A 20,588-nucleotide genomic window follows, 5' to 3' on the forward strand; every position below is an offset into this window, starting at 1 on the left:
CGGCACGCGAGGACCGCTCCGCGCGGCGGTGAGACTATCCTTCGAGGCTGACCGCACGGCAACTCTGATCTCTTTGATCTCTTTCGGGCTGCGTCCAGCGGCCGCGGTCATCTCGCTCGCTCTGAGCGCCGCAGTGGTGGACGCTGCTGTTGTCGGCGATCTGGGCCGTGCCTTCACCTCTCTCATCACGCTGGCGGTGATCGCCGCTGTCGTGGCCGGGACCACTCCGCTGTCCATGGCGATGTCGCAGCGAATGGTCGAAGCATCTAGCTCAACGGCCGATGATCGCCTGATGAGCGTGGTAGGCGGGTTCACCGGGCTGGAGATGCTCGACGACCCCGCGCTCCTCGACCGCATCTCGATTCTCCAGCAGAATCGGGTCTACCTGGCGATGGGCGCCGATGCCCTATCGCTGGTGCTGGGGACTGTCATCCGGGGCGGAGCGACCGCCGTCTTGCTTGCTTTCATCAACCCGCTCCTTCTTCTGGCGCCTCTGATCGCGATACCGTCCGTCTACTTCGCCAGCTATGCACAACGAAAGCGCGCCGATGCGCAACAGGCCACCGCAGCCTCGTCAAGGCTTTCCGAACACCTTTACGCCACCGCGACAGATCCGTCTGCTCTTGAGGAGATCCGCAGCTTCGGTCTGGCGGACACGGTCCGAGACCGACAGAATGACATCCAGCAACGCGTGGACTCTGACATCACCAGCGCCGTCGCGAAGGGTGCCGCCTTGAACATCGGTTCAGGTCTGATCTTCGCCGCGGGTTTCGTCTTCGTGCTGCTTGTTGTCGTTCGAGATCATCTGGCCGGCTCGACATCTTTCGGGGACATCCTGCTCACCCTGACATTGATCACCAGCCTCAATCTGCAGATCTCCTCGACGATCCGGTTCCTCCGATTCCTGCATCAAGCGCGAGACGTGTCAGCCCGTCTACTGGAACTCTTGGAAGTCCAGCGACAAGAAAACACCCGGTGGGCCGGGACAAACGAGCCACCGAAGTTGCTTCGATCCGGAATCGACCTGGCCGGCCTAACTTTTAGCTACCCTGAGAGCGACCGACACGCGCTACACGCTGTCAATGCGCATTTTCCTGCGGGGTCGGTCGTCGCACTGATTGGCGACAATGGGGCAGGAAAATCGACCTTGATCAAACTGCTGGCAGGTCTGTACCAGCCGACAGGTGGGCACATATTGATCGATGGGCAATCATTAACGGAGCAGCGCCCTGATCTCTGGCGCTCTCGCGTCACCGCATGCTTCCAGGATTTCGGACGTTACGAGTTCGAGGTCGGGCAGGATATCGCGTTAAGCGATCTTTCCCGTTCGAACGACGTGACGGCGCTCACCGCCGCCGCGCGGGAGGGTACTGCTCTCGACTTCATTGAACGGCTACCTGCTGGTCTGAGAACACGCCTTGGCAGGTCTTTCGATGATGGCGTTGAGCTCTCCGGTGGCCAGTGGCAGCGACTGGCCCTGGCCCGGGCCAGAATGCGCCGGGAGCCGCTTCTTATGGTATTGGACGAGCCTGCAGCGGCAATCGACCCCCTGGCGGAGGATGAGCTCCTTCGCGGCTACGTTGCCGCTGCCCGCCATAGCGCGAATAGGACCGGTGCGGTCACGCTTTTCTCATCGCATCGTCTCTCGACGGCGAAAGAGGCTGACGTCATCGTTGTGCTGCACGAGGGAAGCATTGCCGAAATAGGAACTCATCGAGAGCTGCTCTCCCTAGAGGGTGGTCGGTATGGCGATATGTTCAGAGCACAAGCGCTGGGATACCAGGATCGGGGTGTAGCGGATGAGTAATCCTGCACACAACAAGTACGGCGATGAGGACACGATCGTGCCGAGCCGGGATCCTATTGCTGTCGTGGGAGTCGGGTTGCGCCTACCGGCAGGGATCTCCGATCTCGCTCAGCTCTGGGATGCGCTTGCCGGGGAATTCGATGCAGTCAGAGACCTCCCCTCCGCGCCATGGTCTGCGTTGGCGGAGCGGACTGGGCTCGGGACGACCGCGGTAGCAGTGTCCGGAGCGTTCTTGGATGAGGTCATTGGATTCGATGCCAAGTTCTTTGGAATATCTCCACGGGAAGCTAGCAATATTGATCCGCAACACCGCCTTCTTCTGCAAACAGGTTGGGAGGCGCTTGAGAACGCCAATATTGCCGCCGACTCGCTGGCAGGAACCCCTACCGGTGTCTTCGTCGGAATTGGCGGATCCGACTACGGCGAACTCTCTGCCGGACCAGCGCGTGCCGACCTCTGGGATGCCTACACCTTGACCGGCGCCAACCGTGCGATGGCAGCCGGTCGGCTGTCCTACTTTCTGCGTGTGCACGGGCCGGCGATGTGCGTCGACACCACATGCTCATCGTCGCTCGTCGCTGTCCACTTGGCGATCCAGAGCCTCAGAGCGCGAGAGTGCGATGTCGCCCTCGCTTCGGGAGTGAACCTCGTACGCGCCCCCGGGAGCATCGAAGCGCGACGTCTCTCTGGAGCGTTGTCCCCTTCTGGCCGCTGTCGGGCATTCGACGCTGAAGCGGACGGATTCGTTCTCGGCGAGGGGGCGATCACGATCGTGCTCAAGCGCTACGAGGATGCGCGTCGCGACGGGGATCCTATTGTCGGTGTCATCAAGGGCAGCGCTGTCAACCAGGATGGGCCGAGCAGCGGACAGGCAGCACCTAACGGGTCTGCGCAACGAATGGTCATTCGTTCTGCGCTCGCCAACGCAGGAGTAGGTGCGCACGAAGTGGGATATGTCGAGGCCCACGGCACGGGTACGGTCCTCGGAGACCCGATCGAGCTGGAAGCCCTGGCATCTGTCTACGGACATGTCGAGAATCGGCGGCGTCCACTGCGAGTGGGCTCTGTGAAGACGAACTTTGGACATCTTGAAGCGGCCTCAGGGATACTGTCGCTCGTCAAGGCGCTTCTCATTGCCGACCGAGGCCAGATACCGGCAACCCTTCATCAAAAGCTTCCCAATCCTCGGGTCGTGTGGGACAGGAGCACACTGCTCGTTCAAGACCGACTCACCGCCTGGGACGGCATTGGTCCGATCCGGCTCGTCGGCGTCAGCGCTTTCGGGCTTAGCGGCACCAACTGTCACATCGTGGTGTCGAACGTCGACCGAGTCGCACGCGAAGACCCCTCTCCCGACGATGGACCGACGTTGCTCCTCGTGTCAGCCAAAGACGACGAAGCACTGCGTGATCTCGCCGAGGCCTATACCGAGGAGATCCGCACTGCGTCGATCCCGCTCCAGGATTTCAGCGTGAGCGCCGGAAGCGGCCGCTCACAGTTCCGCCATCGCTTGGCGATCGTTGCCGACAACCGCGCGGACATGGAGATCCAGCTCACCGACTTCGTCAGGGAACGTCCTGACGAGCCGACCTCGTGGGAAACGACGGGATTCCATGCCGGGAATGTCCCCGTAAGAAACACGACTAGGCCGGTGATGCTCGTGCTGCCGGATGGGCCGTCACTGCTGTTCGACGAGTTCGTGGCGGAGCTGAGCGCCCACATTCCAGCATTTTCCGAAGGCGTGCACCTAGTCGATGAGGCAGTACGAATGATCGATATCGCCGTCGACTCCAAGCATGCCGTCACGATACGTCGTTTCACAATGCAATTTGCGTTCGCGCGCATGTGGAGCAGCTGGGGGCTCAACCCGAGTGTCTGTGTTCTGTCGGAACGTGACCAGCCGGTGTTGGCGGTGCTTACGGGGCGCTATCCGTTGGCAGCAGGTCTTGCCTGGGCCCTGGGCGTGGGCCCAGCGCCCCAGGGCCCGCATCCGGAACATGGCCCGGAGATGATCCTGCTTCCTCCGTCGAACGATGATGCGTCAGCCTGCGACGCTGTCCGGTCATACCAGGCAGGGGAAGAATGTCTCGTCATCCAGATCGGCGGGTGGCGTTCAGTCCTTCTGGGCGACTCTTGCCTCGCCTACTGCCATCCGCGCGATGTTGCACCATCCACGGTGCTCAATCAGCTGGCCGGACTCTACGTCCGCGGCTATCGCGTCACCTGGAACGGCGTATTGCACGGTGCCCGTACCGCACCGCTCCCCAAACACCCGATGCGGCGGACGCCGCATCTTATGACCCTCCCAGCAGCCGATGATGGCGATTCGGGAACAGCAGAGATATCGATTCGAAAGGCAACTCCATTGGATGAGGTAACTGGCTACTTGCGTCGGCAGCTCGCGGATCTGCTCGATATGGAGGCAGACGAGATCGCGTCTAAGCAGCCTATGTTCGAACTGGGCGCCGATTCCATGGTGTACGCGGGTCTGCTCGAACGCATTGCCAGACAGTATGCAGTGAGGATCGAAGTCCGCCAACTGTTCGAAGAGCTGCACACGCTCGCGGACCTGGCCGATGCTGTCATCCGTGGCGCCCAGGCCGTCCCGGAGCGACCGGCTACCCCGCAAGCCGCGGCGCCGGAGTCTGATGACGCCCCGCGGCCGCCGGCGCCGAAGAGTGGTGGACCCGCCGCCCGCACGGTTCTCGACGACCGACAGCCGACCCTGCCCCCCGTCTCGGTGCGGCGGAGCGACCTCGAATCGTACTTCGACGACGTCGTGAGGCGTTACCAGCTGAAGACCGGAGCGTCCCGCGAATACGCCGAGCGGAATCAGGCGCATCTCGTCAACAATCGACGTTTCGTCGCCCCGTCCAACCGCTATGCAGCACAGCTGCGCTACCCACTCTGCGGTGTGCGCTCCGCAGGTTCGAAGCTGTGGGATGCCGACGGGAACGAGTATGTCGATCTCTCCATGGGATTCGGGGCGCACTTGCTGGGCCACAGCCCGGCACCGGTCGTCGCTGCGCTGGACAGTCAGCTGTCGACGGGGATCCAGCTTGGTAGTGCGAGCCAGCGTGCTGGCGAAGTGGCTCAGCTCCTGTCCGGTTTCACCGGCATGGACCGCAGCCTCTTCTGCGTTTCCGGCACCGAGGCCATGATGACCGCGATCCGCATCGCGCGGGCGGCGACGGGAAAATCAAAGGTGGTCTTCTTCAACCACGCCTATCACGGGCACTTCGACGGCACGTTAGTCACGCCCGACCTGGGTGACCCCAACTTCTCCGCATTGCCTATGGCTGCCGGAGTAACCCCTTCGCAGGTCCAGGACAGCTTGGTTCTCCCGATTGGCCGACAGCGATCCTTGGACGTCATTGACGCGTTGAGAGACGAGATCGCAGCGGTCGTCATCGAACCTGTCCAGAACGCGAGTCCGGGACAGCACCCCGTCGAATTTCTGAAGCAGCTGCGCGAACTGACCTCGCAGACAGGAATCGCGCTCGTCTTCGACGAGATCTTGACGGGGTTCCGGGCCGCGCCCGGCGGCTGTCAAGAAGTCTTTGGCATCCGCGCTGACATCGTTGCCTACGGGAAGTGCCTTGCTGCCGGACTGCCGATAGCTGCCGTGAGCGGTCGTCGCCAGTACATGGACCTCGTCGACGGCGGAAACTGGATCGGCAGTCCCAGCATCTCGGACACCGAGAAGATGACCTACACGGCAGGGACCTATGCCAACCATCCGCTTGCGCTATCCGCAGCGTCAGCCGTACTGCGTCATCTGAGAGATGCGGGCCCCGCGTTGCAGGAGAACCTCAATCGCCGAGCCGATGCCATGGTCAGCCGACTCAATGCATCGTTCGAAGAACTTAAGGTGCCCATCCGGGTACCGAATTTCGGATCGTTCTTCCGTTTCGTCGAGCGCAACAACTTCAGTTTTGTGAACCAATCGGTGGAAGCCGACGTTTTTAGGGTGAACCTGTCCCTCCACGGCGTTTACGTCGCCGAGACGGGGGCATCCTTCATCTCAACGGCCCATACCGATGATGACATCGATGCCATCGTCCGCGCGGCTACCGACGTAGCGAGTGAGATGAAGCAGGCGGGGTGCTGGAACGGTCAAGCGGATCTCGGTGGCGGGCGTCGATCGACGGCGCAATCCCCTGGTGCGACGGTCACGGTGACCGAAAGAACCGGCCAAAGCAGTCCGACGGCGCATCGCTTCAGTTCAGGCATCCCGTCACTGAGCCTGTCGTACTTCGGTGACAGTGAGCATCTCCGCCCGGATGAGCACCTGGAACTCCTGATGGAGGGGGCGGAGTACGCCGATACTGCTGGATTGGAGGCGCTATGGCTGCCTGAGCGCCACTTCCACGGCTTCGGCGGATTCTCCCCCAACCCAGCGGTGCTCGCTGCGGCCGTGGCCCAGCGGACGAGCCGTCTGCAACTGAGGGCGGGCAGTGTCGCTGCGCCGCTCCACCATCCCGCGCGCATCGCTGAGGAGTGGGCGATGGTCGACGCGATGTCCGGCGGAAGGGTCGGGCTCTCGTTCGCATCCGGGTGGAACGACCGTGACTTCGTATTCGCCCCCGGCGGGTTCGAGGACCGACACCGGACCGTCACACAGCACATGGATACGGTGCGGCGGCTGTGGAGGGGCGAGGAGATGAGCTTCTCGAACGGGTCGGCGGAATTCTCCCTGCGCACATATCCACGGCCGCTCAGACAAGAGCTTCCTGTGTGGATGACCGCGCTCAGTAACCCCCAAACTTTCACCGCGGCGGGACGCTCCGGTGCAGGCGTCCTGACAAACCTCGTGCGCCAGGACATAGACCAGCTCGCTGATAACATCGCTCTCTACCGGAGTGCCAGGTGCGACGCTGGACTGGATCCTGCGGCAGGCCGCATCACGGTCTTGGTGCATACCCTGCTCGGCCAGGATTCCTCTGAGATCAGGGCCGCAGCGAGGGGACCCTTGACGGAATATCTGCGCTCGGCGCTTGATCTCACAGGCCGGATGTCAAACGAGGCGCGACGGGCCGACGTCACGAGCCTGAACGGCAGCGACCGCGACTATCTCGTAACACGTGCGGCTGACTCACTTCTGGACACCAAGGCCCTCGTCGGCACCGTTGAGACGGTCGTGCCGCTTGTTCTCCGTCTTGGCGCTGCCGGCGTCGATGAGATCGCGTGTTTCGTTGACTTCGGTGCGCCTAGGGAAGCTGTGCGCGAGGGCTACGAACGGCTCGGCGAGTTGAATGAACGGCTCCGCCGCATGTCAGAAGCCGAGCCACGAAATTACGCGGACGCTATCCCATCCCGCGGCTCAGGCATCATGGCCGGGCCGTGTGCGCCTCCGCTCGGCATGCGCCGAAGCGAAGTAGATCTCCCGACGACAGCGAATCAACGCCTTGTGTGGGCGGCGTCACAGCTCAGTGACGAGGCATCCAACGCATACAACCTCCGCCGGGTGCTTCAGCTCATCGGGCAGGTTCACGTTCCGGCGCTAAGATCGGCTGTTCGGGAACTGGCCAACCGTCACGAATCTCTGCGGGGGGCCTATAGTGACGACGGCACTAAGGTGCGCATCGCGAATCCGCGGGACATCACGCTCGTTGTGCACGACCTGACCGGTAGCTCTGACATCGACGGGGAGGTCACCCGCTTCCTGCGGGCGGAGTCGACGGAGACGTTCGATCTGGCACAGGGTCCGCTCATCAGAGCCAGCCTCCTGAAGATCGCCAGCGACACACATCTTCTGGTCATGACGACCCACCACGTGGCAGTTGACGGCACGGCCGAGAACGTGCTTCTCAGAGAACTCGGCGCGCTCTATAACTATTTCCGCGGAGGGGCGGTCGGGCGTCCTATCCTGCCTGAGCCTCGCGCCCTGGGCGACTATCTCAACGGTGCCGGAAGTCGGCCGGCATCTCACGACGACCTTGAGTACTGGCGTTCCCAGCTGTCGGACCTTCCCGAGCCCTTCCGTCTTGAGGTCCCTCGCCGGGAAGACGGGCTGGTCGACCCTGCGGGCGGGCGCCGGTATTTCGACTTCCCTTCTCATATTCTGGATGCCGTCCGGCTTCGTGGCTCAGAATCGCGAGCTACGCCATTCATGGTGCTGCTGGCAGCATTCATGGCATTCCTCGGTCGCACCAGCGGGAATGATGACGTCATCGTCGGTGTGCCTGTGTCCAGGCGATCGCATCGGGCCGCAGATCCCAGCCTTGTGGCGTACTGTGCCAACACCCTGCCTATTCGACTGCGCACCGCGCGCCACGAGGACTTCTCCGCGGTACTTGCTGATGTACGTTCGACGCTGTTGGACGGTTTCGAGCACGAGCAGGCACCCTATGGCGATATCTTGAAAGCGATTCCGCGTCAGGGACCGTGGGGGCGCCCGTCGGCGGTGACGACAGTCTTCGGCTGGGACGAGGTGGCCACGCCAGCCTTTGATCATCTTCATGTCGGACATGTCGAGAGCGATACCACTGCGGTCAGATTTGATCTCGGCTTGAACGTGACGCGTTCCAGCGACCGATACCGGCTGGCGTGGGACTACAACGAGAGCCTGTTCAGCGAGAAAGACGTGCAGCGGCTTCAGAATGAGTTCCTTGACTTCCTCGTCTCCGTAACTTACGCCGACACAGATCAGGGAACAAAAGACCGTGAGGCCATCGTCGAGAGACGGTCGACGTTTGAGGCTATTAAAGATCGCATGGCGTCGAACAGCCACGACGACTCCCTTGCGCTGGATCGGACGCGGAGTCCGCTCGGGGGCCTCCCTCCCAAGATGGTGGTCAGGCGCTCCCTCGCCCTGGCTGCTCGCCTCGGACAGTACGGCGTCTCTGCCGGCGACAGGATCGCGATAGACGTCACACCGGGTCCAGACCTCTTCACCGCGTTCCTGGCAGCCGTACGCATCGGAGCTGTCGTGCACCTCCGGCCATGGACGGGACGAGTGTCGATCGTCCTCGACGACCGACTCGGGACGAGGGGCGACTCAACGGTGACGCGCGTCCCACTCAACGAGTGGAGCGTGGAAGGCGAAGGCCCCTCGGACCCGCCGTCGGTTGCTGGGGCAGTTCTCGCCCAGCCCGAGGGCGAGACTCTGAGCGGAGAGGAACTCATCGACCGGGTCGATCATCTGCTCCATGATTCGTCTTTTCGGACGCAGAGAATAGCAGTCGTTCTGCCGACGAGCATGGAGAGCGTCGACAATTGGGTGAGCTTCGTGGCCGCCGTGATTGCAGGTTGCCCCACGCAGTGGGAGGGCCTCTCCGTTCGTTCCGATGGAGAGCGCAGCGAGACCTCTATTATCCCGTCACCCGACGGTCGAGACGATGCTGAACCTGACATCCCGACGGGCCGAGCCGGAGACGTGCAGGTTCCTGGAGGTGCCGACGGGGTGAACGACATCGGTAAGGTTCTAGCGATCTGGCGGGAAGTCTTGCGCGACAGCAGTCTCACCGCCGATTCGAACTTCTTCGAGGCGGGCGGTGATTCGATGCAGGCCATCCAAGTTCTCGCGAGGATTCGGCGGACTTTCGGGATCCGTGTATCCGCGAGCCTCATGTTCCGGGCCCAGACCCCCAGGGCGTTCTCCCTTGGCCTGCGCGCCCGGTCCGCCGTGACCATCCCGAACGCGAGCCTTGAGGCAGGAGTCTGAACCATGCAGAATCACATGCTGCAGAACGGAATGGTGCCTCCGAGCGATGCCGTCGAGGCCGTGACGAGAGCAATTCGCCAGTCGGGCGTCGTGAGCGATTGGTTCGTACACGAGCCGATCGACCAGTCTTTGCGGAGAATGACCGCGTATGTGGTGCCGGCGAAGCCGGTGACGGCGGAGCAGATCGAACGGCTCATTGAAGAAAGGGCGCCTTCCGACCATCTGGTCACCGTGGTAAGGATGAGCACGCTGCCTCGGACGCCACATGGTGACATCGATGTCGCCGTCCTGCGGGACGTGCCGGTCCTCGACAGAGCGGTGCGGCGCCGCGCGACGAACATGCTCTACGGAACAGGGCTGAGGCGCGTGCAGGTGGGTGTCGGTGACCTGCCGCTCAAGGACCCGGTCGGGATCCTCGAGGCGTCAGCGGTGAGGCCCATCGTCAAGCTCTCCCAGCCCGGCCGCGTCGGCTGCAGAGCGCAGGCCATTACGCACGGACCGCTCCGGGACCAGACTGACACGGACCTGCTTCTGTCCTTGTCGCAGGTTCTGGACCGGGCCGCCGACGGCGGCGAGCACGGCATCCGTTTCATCAGCGGCTTCGGTGACAGCCGATGGGTGGCGTACGACCAGATACGCGACCGTGCCGCCCGCATAGCGGGCGGCCTCCGCGAGGCGGGGATAAAAGCGTCGCAGCCAGTGCTGATCCAATGCGGTGACCACGAGCAGTTCTTGCTCGCCTTCTGGGGCTGCCAGATGGTCGCAGCCGTTCCCGTGCCGTGCACGGCCCCATCTACCGGATTCACGGATGCCGTCAACGAGAGGCTGGAGGGCGTATGGCGGACACTCGAGCGTGCTCCCGTCATTACTGACGACGTCGGGAGGCTCCCGGAGGGCATACGTGCCACGGGTCTGATCATGAGCATGGACGACCTGGAGCAGAGCGCCCCGATCGAAGCTGTCGCGGTCTCCGGCACAGCGACCGCTCTGATGCTCTTGACCTCCGGGAGCACCGGTACCCCGAAACTCGTCACTCAGACACATCAGGCCGTACTCCACGCCGTGATCGGTATGCAGCAGGACAACGGCCTGGCCGAGGAGGATGTCTCCCTCAACTGGTTCCCCCTGGACCATGTCGTTGGACTCCTGATGTGCAACATCCGTGATACATGGACGCGCTGCGAGCAGATCCATGTATCAACCTCGTTAGTCCTCAGCGAGCCACTCGTCTGGGTGGACCTTCTCTCACAGCATTCGGTCACGATCACATGGGCGCCGAATTTTGCGTACTCCTTGGTGGCCTCACGCGAGGCGGAGTTTTTGGGTCGCGGATGGGACCTCTCTTCGCTGCGCGTAATCATCAATGGCGGTGAGATGGTGGTCGCTGAGCAGACGACACACTTCCTGCGGGTGCTGGCTCCATTCGGACTGCGCGGAACGGCGATGCAGCCCATGTGGGGGATGTCGGAGACCTGTTCCGGCGTGACCTATTCACACACACACGTCGCTCTTCCCGGTTCCACGGCAGAACTCGATACTGGGCCTGTTAGTGTCGGGCGGCCGATCTCCGGTCTATCGCTGCGAATCGTGGATGACGCCGGGCGCGTGGTCGCCGAGAGGGAAGAAGGCCATCTCGAAGTCGCCGGAGTTGTGGTGACGCGTGGCTACTTCAACAACGCTAAGGCCAACGCAGACTCCTTTACAGAAGACGGTTGGTTCCGCACGGGTGACCGGGCCTTCTTGGACGACGGCGCGCTGACGTTAGCGGGTCGGACGAAGGATGTGATCCTGATCAACGGAGTCAACACTCCGGCCACAGAGATCGAGACGATCGCCGACCGGGTCGGCGGCGTTCGTGCGAGCTTCACGAGTGCTGTCGCATACCGCTCCGCCGGTGCGGCAACTGACGAGCTCGTGATCTTCTTCAGCCCGGATGACGGCAAAGACTCGCGGAGGATCAGCCGCCTGATCAGCCAAAAAGTGAACCAGCACTTCGGCTTCGCTGTGAAGCAGGTTATCCCGGTCGCCCCGCACGAGATACCGAAGACCGCAATCGGGAAGATCCAGCGCAGCCAGCTCGCGGAGCGGTTGAGGGCTGGCGAGTTCAGGATGAACACGAATGACCGGGGCAGATCAGATCCGCCGGGGGTCTGGCTCAGCCGTCCGACGTGGCTGCCAGCTCACGCTGCCCCCTTCGGAAGCAGAGAGCGACGCCATTTTGATGTCATCGGCATGGAGCAGCCTGATTTCCACCGGCTCTCACTCCTGCTCGACCGCGAGGGCTACACCTCGTCCGCTGTGCGCTGGGGAGACGAGGCCGCACTCGATCCTGCATCGACCGATGTGGTCCTCGTGCTGAAGTCTGCGTTCGGCTATCTACCCGCTCGCATCGACGACCTGGTCGAAGAGCAAGCACGATGTATCGAAGAGATTGGTTCCATCGCACGCGCTCTTGAGCGCAGGCGGCATTCCGACGCTAAGGGGCTACGCCTGACCATCCTCACGACAGGAACAGTTGCGCTCCAAGATGGAAAAGCGTCCGATCCTGTCCACGCCGCCGTTCGCGGCTTTCTCCCGAACCTCGCAGCCGAGCACCCATGGTTGCGGGTGCGCTCGCTGGATGTCGAGCCAGGGCGGGCGGAGGACGGATGGGCCGAACTCCTGAACGAGGTGACTGATCAGCGGGTCGCGTATCGTCGCGGTCTCCGACAAGTACTGCGCTTCCGTGGTCTTGATTCGGTGAGTCCCGACGCTGCAGAGTCGATGCTAAAATCCGACGGCGCGTACGTCGTCGTCGGCGGTATGGGGGGCATCGGCATCATGCTGTGCCGTCACCTCCTGACGCACTACGGCGCACGCCTCCTCATCGTGGGACGCCGACCGCACAGCGAGGTCAACGTCTCAATGCAGGAGCTCCGTCGCGCGGGAGAAGTCCATTATGTGCAGGCCGACTTCGGCGATGAGAGCGCCCTGGAGCAAGAATTGACCGAGTACGAGGAGCTCTGGGGCCGCCGTTTCTCCGGCGCCTTCCACCTCGCGGGCCAGTTGGACAGCGTCCCCTTGAGGGAGTTCACCCGATCAGGCCTGCGCCAGGCGCTGTCTTCGAAAGTAGGCCCGGCAGAAGTCCTCGCCGATGTCATGACTGCCCGAGGCGCATTCGTCGTCGCGTTCTCTTCTGTCAACGCTCTGTTCGGCGGTATCGGTGTGGGCGCATACGGGGCTGCAAACGGCTACCTCGACGCCTGGCTCGATGCGATGAGCCGACGGGGTATACCTCACCATTCGATCCTCTGGTCTCAATGGTCAGGCCTCGGGATGAGCGCAGAGGGAACAGACGACGAACTGCTCGGTGCCCTCGGGTATCGGCCGATCAGCGTCTCGGAGGGGATGGCGGCACTGGAGACAATCCTGAGACATCCGAGTGGATGCAGTGTCGTCGGTCTCGTCCCTACCAACCCGTTCATCGCGGGGCTCGTCGCGCGAGATGCCGTTGCGTTGGATCGGCTGACGGCCACTGCGGAGGTTGCCGAGAATGCATCCTACGAAGGCCCTCATCTGGTGACGGACGAATACGGCACAAGCGCCGAGATCCAGGTCGCTCTCTCCGAGGCGGCCATCGACGAGAGAACTGTCGATCCAGATCTCCTGACAGCGGTCAGGGGGATATGGTCGGAAATCCTCGACGGCGTCGAGGTGACGGCCGAAATCGGGTTTTTCGATGTCGGCGCCGAGTCACTGCACCTGCCACGGGCCCAGCGCGTTGTGGAAGAGCGGCTCGGAGTGCGACTGGAGATCGTCGACTTCTTCCGCTATCCGACATCGGCCGCGCTGGCCGCACGTATCGCACGGGATGTTCCCCTCTCCGATAAGGAGGTTGCGCAGCAGCCTGGCCAGGTCAGGTCCGCGGAAGCGGTACCCACAGCAGACAAGCATGGGTACGAAAGCGCGGCGGCACGGATGCGTCGGCTTCGTTCAGTGAGACAGGAACGGAGAGTATGATTGACGTCGACCGGAAGGACGCAGTGCCTGATGGGTCGGGCGAGTTCGATATCGCGATAACGGGGATGTCTTTACGCTTTCCCGGCGCGCGGAGCCCCGAACAGTTTTGGCAGAACCTGAACTCAGGCGTCAGCTCCATCCAACGCTTCGAGGAACAAGAACTCCGCGACTCGGGTGTGAGCGCGAGCGAGATAAACGATCCGCGGTATGTGCCGGTCAGCGGATATTTGGATGGAGCCGGTGAATTTGACGCCGAACTGTTCAACATCCCGCGATCAGAGGCCCGCATCATCGACCCCCAGCATCGTCTCTTCCTGGAATGTGCGTGGGATGCGCTGGAGGATTCAGGGTACAATCCGCAACATCTCGATGGACGCCGCGTAGGCTGCTACGGCGGATCCGGGATGGCAATTTACTCGGGTTCACGGGTGAACTCATACTTCAGCGAGTATCTAGAGGGAGACTCCCTCGACACTCTCGCTCCTTTACAGGCGTTTGTCGCGACCCAGAACGACCACATGTGCATGAGAGTATCGCATCGTCTTGGGCTACGAGGTCCGAGCATCTCGGTGCAGACCGCATGTTCCACGGGGTTGGTCGCGGTGCATCTGGCAGCGCAATCCCTGCTCGTGGGAGAGACGGACATGGCTCTCGCCGGAGCTTCTGGCATTCACTTCCCTGTGAAGCGCGGCTATCTCTACGAAGAAGGCGGCATCTTGTCCCCCGACGGGGTTTGCCGCCCTTTCGACGCGCAGGCGTCCGGCACTGTTGGTGGCAGCGGCGCCGCCGTCGTCGTGCTCCGACGGCTCGAGGACGCCATCTCGGACGGCGATCCGATCTGGGCGGTCGTCAAGGGCAGCGCGGTAAACAACGACGGTGCTGCGAGAGCCGGCTATCTCGCCCCCAGCGTCGAAGGCCAGCGGGAGGTCATCCTCAGAGCCCAGAGCGTCGCCGGAGTGTCCCCTCAGGACATCGGCTTCGTGGAGGCCCACGGCACAGGAACATCCTTGGGCGACAGCATCGAACTCACCGCGCTCAGCGAGGTATTCGGCGCGAGCGCCCCCCGCTCGGTCTTCCTCGGATCCGTTAAATCAGGCATCGGTCATCTCGATACAGCAGCGGGAATGGCAGGGCTCATCAAAGCGGTTCTCGCAGTGCGTCATGGAATCGTTCCAGGCACGCTCAACTTTCGAGAACCGAACGGAATCCTCGGAAGGGATGACTCTCCGTTCAACGTTTCGGCTGCCTCAGTGATGTGGCCAGCTACCCGCGCCGTGCGCCTCGCGGGAATCAGCTCCTTCGGAGGCGGCGGGACAAACGCACACGTTATTGTGGGCCCGCCTCCCTCCCCACGAAAGCTCCACGAGTCTGGACCATACGCGATGGTGCTTTCGGGGCGAACTCCGGACGGCCTGAGGGAACAGGCATCGGCGTACGCCGATGCCGTCAGATCATCGGAAGATGGCGCGCTGACCGCGATATGTCACACCACACACGTCGGACGACCCCAATTTGCGCAGAGAGCTGTCGTCGTCGCCGTCGACCGCGACCAGCTAGGTGTTCGGCTTGCCGCGTTGGCGGAGGCGGTCTCCGGTGCGCCATCGGCCTCAGCCGAGGGTTGGGTCGGCTCCTCATCCGACCCTGCGGCGCCGGTGAGACCCGTTTTCCTCTTCAGCGGCCAGGGGTCCTCGATCGGCCCCGCGGCTGCGGCCCTTCGACAGTCTCCGATCTTTGCATCTGCCTTGGAGGAATGCCGTGAGGCATCGACCGGGGATGCCGACTGGTTCGACGCGTTGCTCGTCGACGCCGGCCCCCTTAAAACTGAGGCACGGTTGGCTCAACCGGCACTGTTCGCATTCCAATACGCACTGACAAGGGTCTGGGTATCGGCGGGAGTCACGCCGTCGGCGGTCCTCGGGCACAGCCTGGGTGAATATGCTGCTGCGTGCGCGAGTGGCATAATGACAATGGAAACGGCGTTAGCACTCGTCAGCGCCAGGGGCGCGCTTATGGACAAACACTGTCCCCCGACGGGAATGCTTGCCGTCATGGCTAGTGATGTCGACGTAAGTGCACTCCTCGAAGAGCACGGGATCCAGGCCGAATTGGCGGTCATCAACGGCGACAGGGCGGTCGTGATCGGCGGTGCCGTAGAAGCCCTGGCAGAGGCGAAGGTCGCGTTCGGCCCCGACGTGATGACGATTCCGCTCCCCACCACTCATGCCTTCCATACCTCGGCGATGAATCCCATGATCTCCGCCTTTGCAACTCAGCTTGATGCGGCTACCCTCCGGCGCCCGACTGTGCCGATCCAGCCAAGCAGTCGAGGGAATCAAATCCCCATCAACGAACCCGGCTACTGGGTTGACCAAGTACGAAACCCTGTCGATTTCGCAGAAGCGTTTCGTCTCACGGCGAAAAAGAGCAGGTTTTTCCTCGAGGTAGGGCCGACCGGTGTCTTGACTAATCTGAGCAGACGCCTTGACCGCAACGCGACTATCATCGCCTCGCTCGGCGGTGATGGGCCGGTCGTGGAACAGCTGCTTCGGTCGGCCGGCGAGCTTCACGTCCATGGTGCCCGGGTCGATTTCGCTTCCATCGGAAAGGGCGCCGTGAAGCGAGGGCGAGCGCGGTTACCGCTGTCACAGCGGACGCGCGACGATCTCTGGGCGAAGCGCAGCACATCGGCGATGCGTCGCCCTTCGTGTTCCGACGGCCCGCCCGCACCTGCGGAGGCCGCATCCGACACGGTTACGACGCGCGATCGCGAGATTCTGCCGGAGAATGCCGTGGAATCAAGCGCTGTCGCCACACCGGCGGAAACGCTATTCGGTGAAGTCAGCTGGGATGACACGGTCGCATCTCTCGCGAGCCCAGACAATGCGCCGGTGCAGTACTGGATCGTCATCGTCTCAGCGGGTCACCCTTATCGCGCATCCGTACTCTCCGCACTCTACGAGCACGGGGTCGTCCATTCTGCGGGAGAGGCAAACCAGTTGTCCTCTCTCCGAGCGGCGAGCGTGGAATTCGGACGCCTCGGTATATTGTTCCTGCCGGACATCGACGCTCTCGACCCGTGGCGGGCTGTTGCGGACGCTGCGGCAATCTTGTTAGACATCGTCGAGCCGCCTCCTAGCGAGGCGGTCACCGACCGCGTGATCGTGGCGCGGTTCGGTGCAAACGAAGATGATCTTAAATTGAGCGAGGCAGGCGAAGCTGTCGATGCGCTGGTCCGTTGCGCCTCTGTGGAACACAGTCAGGGCAGCATAACGTCGGTGTCCGTCGTCGCAGAGGAGGTGCGATCGACCATCGTTCCACTGTTGCTGTCTCAGGGGCATGAAGTGCGATGCTTCGGGGGGCGTGTGTATGCCCGCCGACTTCACAGGGTCGGGTGGTCCGATCCAAATCGGCCGCGTCTCGATGAAGACTCCACCTATGTGGTGAGCGGTGGCACAGGAGGACTAGGGCGTCACGTTCTCCGCTGGCTGGTCGAACGCGGAGCCCGGCACATCGTTGTGATCAGCCGCAATGTCTCTGACCCGGCGAAAGTTCTGCTCGACACGCTCCGAGAGGATGGAATCGATATTCTGATGGCACGTGCGGATGTTTCAAATCCTGAGCACATGCGAGGCCTTTCCGCCTTTATCCATTCTTCGATGCCACCCATCCGCGGCGTTTTGCATCTCGCAGGGATACTAGAGGATGCCACGCTCATGAATCTCGACATCGCGGCAGTACAGCGAGTTTTCAGACCGAAACTCCTGGGTGCGCGAGAACTCGCGAGTATGACGTCTTTCGACGATCTTGACTTCTTCATCGCGTTCTCCTCGGTTGCGTCGACAATTGGGTCGCCGGGGCAGAGCGCTTATGCCGCGGCGAACGCCTCCATGGAGGCCGTCGTCCGCCGCGCTCGCGGTGAAGGACGGCGAGGTTTCTCTTCCGTGAGTTGGGGTCCGTGGTCCGGGGCTGGGATGTTCGCATCTACTCGGGGACAACTCAGTCAAAGTAGCAGTGTCCTTCTGGATCTAGCACCGCAGCGGGCTGAGGAACTTCTCGATCACATCGCCCTGTCAGTGGGCGGAGATTTTGTCGCGGCTCGAGTGGGGCTTCGGAGCGGATCGCGTATCACCTGGCCGATCAATGTCAGTCAGTTGGCTGGCGAAAATTGGACCGCGACGGCTGATAGAAACAACGTCAACGCCGTTACATCGCCGGATGGCAGCCTCGCTGCCGCACTCAAAAACGCGCCAGCATGGAAGAGGCTGCGGATCTTTGAGAACTACCTATGTCGAACCGTGTCCGAACTGCTCGAGCGCCCGGAAAGTGAGATCGATCCCCAAATCCCGCTGAGAGATTTTGGGGTCGATTCGCTTTACTGGGTTCGTCTTCGTAATCGCATGGTGGCTGACATGGATTCCAATGTCTCTCTTACCTTGATTTTCAACTATCCAACCATATTAACGATGTCGGCGCATCTTATCGGTGAGTAGTTGTCAGGCATAATCAATGTGACTCGTGAAACGTTATTCATAAGGTCTTATTCGGGCGTGTCGTTCAGAGGCACCGGCTTCCCGTTCGATGGAATAGAAGTTCCATGGCTCGCTATTTTCGGAACGGGAAGCCGATGCGGTACGACTGTACTACAGGCCTGGATGCGGAGCAATTGACGGAGCTTATCTCTCGGAGATGGCAGATTGTCGCGGGAAGGGTGAGCGGTCGGGACGGCCGGGGTTGTTGAACATTCGCGTGCAAGTCGTTGTTACTCTGAACTTGTTACGGCAGAACGTGAACCAAACGACGGTTGCGGATATGTTCGGTGTGTCGCAGCCCACGATTTCTCGCGTATAGCGGAGGACCGTCCCGCTGATCGAGCAGGCCGGCTGCCTGCCGGGTGTGCGTATGGAGACGGCTGTGCCGGGCCGAGTGGTTCTAGTCGACGGCACCGAGGTTCTCACCGGAAACCGTGCCGCGACGGCGAGCGCGAGCTACTCCGGGAAGCGACATCGTCGAGGGCTGAACGTGGACGTCGCCTCGGACATGACCGGTAACGTGCTCTTCGTGTCCGATCCGACCCCGGCGCTCGACACGACTGTGCATCCATCAGCCTGGGTGGGCGGGAGGCGATTCTCGATAATGCGGAGTGGAGAGCAGACCCAGCGCACGTCGGAACCAGCGCAGTCACTTCCCGGGGAAAGCCTCTTCACGGGCAACATGATGACAACACCCGCACAGCCAACCGGTACATCTCCCCTCTCCGTTCGGCCGTCGAAAGATGCATCGCTCACTGGAAGAACTGGAAGATCCTGAAAAGAGGCTACCGAGGACCCCTCGCAGAAATCCCCAATCGCATTCGCACCATCACCCGCCTCGAACTTGATCGACTCGGCTGGTAGACACTTGTGAATAACGCTCGTGGGATTCTTTCGGGGATCCTCGACGAGGAAGGGCGATCGCTGTCGCGAGTATTCCCCGTCCGACCTTCCATCTGCCGGCGAGACCGGGGATGCGACGACCTTCCACCAGGGGACCGTCCACGAGGAACGTCGCTTCGAAAGATCCATCGAGATGAAATGTCACTATGACGTCTTCGAAGCCGAGCCAGGATTCTGTGAGAGGGAACCATGTCTTGTATACTGATTCTTTAGCGCTGAATAATAGTCGATCCCAAGCGACCCCCAGATCGGGTAATTTGTTAAGTCCGATGCGATCTTCCCGGACGCTGATCACGTCGAAGACGCCTGGTGGTGTCGGCGCATTCGGTTCGGCGTCTATGCCGATAGCGGCGATGGTGTGTTCGAAAGCGACGCTTGCTGCGCTGTACCCGTCGCAGTGGGTCATGCTTCCCACTATTCCTATGGGCCACTGTGGCGCGCCACTTTCGCCCGGGACGATAGGCGTCGGTGTAGCTCGGAGTCTTGCCAGGGCTTCTCTGGCGCACGCGCGGACCGAGGCGAACTCCCTCCGACGCTTCTCAACGGAATTTGCGATCACTGCCATCTCCTCTGGAAATAAGAACACGTCCTGGCGGTAGCCGAACACCTCCGACGACTGCACTTCCTTCGGCAGAAGAGCCCTCATCACCTGTGACACCTGCCCGAGAATGCATGTGCATACTTGGCGCCGCATCCTCTGGATCTTCGTTCCTTCAGCACAATCTTCCTTTTCGCAGCTTCACATACTCAATCGGACTAGGCGGCTTCGTCCGCAAGCTTCTCGCTCTCGGTCTCTCGCGGCAGTTTCGCGGGAGATCAGTCCATCTCGGGTCGTCGCCGCGGCCATCTATACTTTAGGTGAGTTTTCGCAGAAGGGCGTACCCGTACAGGTTTGAGATTGGCACGTGGGGTCAAAGTCCTTCGATGGACAAGGTTCCTACGTCGGCCGTCCGGAAGAACTCGACGTACTCCCCGCTACTGTAGATGGTCCGGGCGTGCCCGGTGGCGCCTCTCGAGGCTGCGATTGCGGTGGGAACGGGCACAGCGATGATGCGGACCTTGGGGCGTGCCGCAGACGGTCACAAATACCGGTTGACGTGTCGCGAGTGCGTCGAGGATGTCCTCCGCGACCTCGTGAGCAGCGGAGCGGTGCTTTGCGGGTGAGCGATCCCGCCGGACGCCGCGTACGTAACTGTCATGATGACCTTCGATTCTTCCCTGCACCCTCGCGGCCACGCCTCTAACCCCGGCAGCTTCGCTGCAAAGCCGTAGTCCGACCCGGAGGCGAGCCTTCTCGACGCGCTCCACAGTTGACGCGCACGAGTAGGAGACCCAACTCGCCGCGAGTGCCATCGCCGCGACGACCCTCGCCGAGTACCCGACCGCGTACTCTTTCCGCATCAGGCCTGGACTCGAGTGGGACGAGGGGTACTTCCCCGAGGGTGTCTTCGACGGGGACGGGAACGAGCTCGGCGCCGCCCCCGATGAAGTCGGCGACATGCTGCACTCCATCCCGCAGCGGGTCCCCACCCACGATGGAGAACGGCCTGCCCGGTGAGGACATCCGGTACGACATGGTCTCGTATGCGGATCAGCTCGGCCACGGCGCCGATTACGCCGGCACCGAAGCTCGGCTACGGCAGGGGGCCCAACGTGCTCGTGATCCCGCTGCGGTAGGGGAGTG

Annotated in this window: 7 protein-coding genes; 5 read left to right on the forward strand and 2 right to left on the reverse strand. The window is 62.1% G+C overall.

Going from position 1 to position 20,588, the window contains the following annotated elements:
• Window positions 1-28: 28 nt before the first annotated feature.
• Both B0H03_RS13525 and B0H03_RS13530 read left to right on the forward strand, forming a co-directional pair.
• Window positions 29-1,807: an ATP-binding cassette domain-containing protein gene (locus B0H03_RS13525; protein ID WP_164860180.1), complete on the forward strand. Its 1,779-nt coding sequence runs from the start codon at window positions 29-31 to the stop codon at window positions 1,805-1,807.
• Complete coding sequence (locus B0H03_RS13530; protein ID WP_104354236.1) at window positions 1,800-9,473, forward strand: MupA/Atu3671 family FMN-dependent luciferase-like monooxygenase; 7,674 nt, start codon at window positions 1,800-1,802, stop codon at window positions 9,471-9,473. The genes B0H03_RS13525 and B0H03_RS13530 overlap by 8 nt, the downstream gene beginning before the upstream one ends.
• Before the next feature lie 11 nt (window positions 9,474-9,484).
• Here the strand turns inward: B0H03_RS13530 and B0H03_RS16685 are convergent, their stop codons facing one another.
• Complete coding sequence (locus tag B0H03_RS16685; protein WP_160487372.1) at window positions 9,485-9,670, reverse strand: hypothetical protein; 186 nt, start codon at window positions 9,668-9,670, stop codon at window positions 9,485-9,487.
• 43 nt (window positions 9,671-9,713) lie between these two features.
• Between B0H03_RS16685 and B0H03_RS13535 the strand changes: the two genes are divergently transcribed.
• The 3 genes from B0H03_RS13535 to B0H03_RS17525 all read left to right on the forward strand — a co-directional run bounded on the left by B0H03_RS13535 (window position 9,714) and on the right by B0H03_RS17525 (window position 18,865).
• Window positions 9,714-13,472: an SDR family NAD(P)-dependent oxidoreductase gene (locus B0H03_RS13535; protein WP_160487371.1), complete on the forward strand. Its 3,759-nt coding sequence runs from the start codon at window positions 9,714-9,716 to the stop codon at window positions 13,470-13,472.
• Complete coding sequence (locus B0H03_RS13540; protein WP_104354238.1) at window positions 13,469-17,962, forward strand: type I polyketide synthase; 4,494 nt, start codon at window positions 13,469-13,471, stop codon at window positions 17,960-17,962. Before B0H03_RS13535 ends, B0H03_RS13540 begins: the two co-directional genes overlap by 4 nt.
• 633 nt (window positions 17,963-18,595) lie before the next feature.
• The gene (locus B0H03_RS17525) at window positions 18,596-18,865 is read left to right on the forward strand and encodes a transposase family protein (protein ID WP_420849475.1); all 270 of its coding nucleotides are present in this window, start codon (window positions 18,596-18,598) and stop codon (window positions 18,863-18,865) included.
• Here the strand turns inward: B0H03_RS17525 and B0H03_RS13550 are convergent.
• On the reverse strand, window positions 18,831-19,562 hold the full coding sequence (locus B0H03_RS13550) for a 4'-phosphopantetheinyl transferase family protein (RefSeq protein ID WP_202130182.1): 732 nt from the start codon (window positions 19,560-19,562) through the stop codon (window positions 18,831-18,833). The genes B0H03_RS17525 and B0H03_RS13550 overlap by 35 nt on opposite strands.
• Window positions 19,563-20,588: the final 1,026 nt, after the last annotated feature.

The sequence above is a fragment of the Rathayibacter iranicus NCPPB 2253 = VKM Ac-1602 genome, assembly GCF_003149025.1.
GTDB lineage: Bacteria > Actinomycetota > Actinomycetes > Actinomycetales > Microbacteriaceae > Rathayibacter > Rathayibacter iranicus.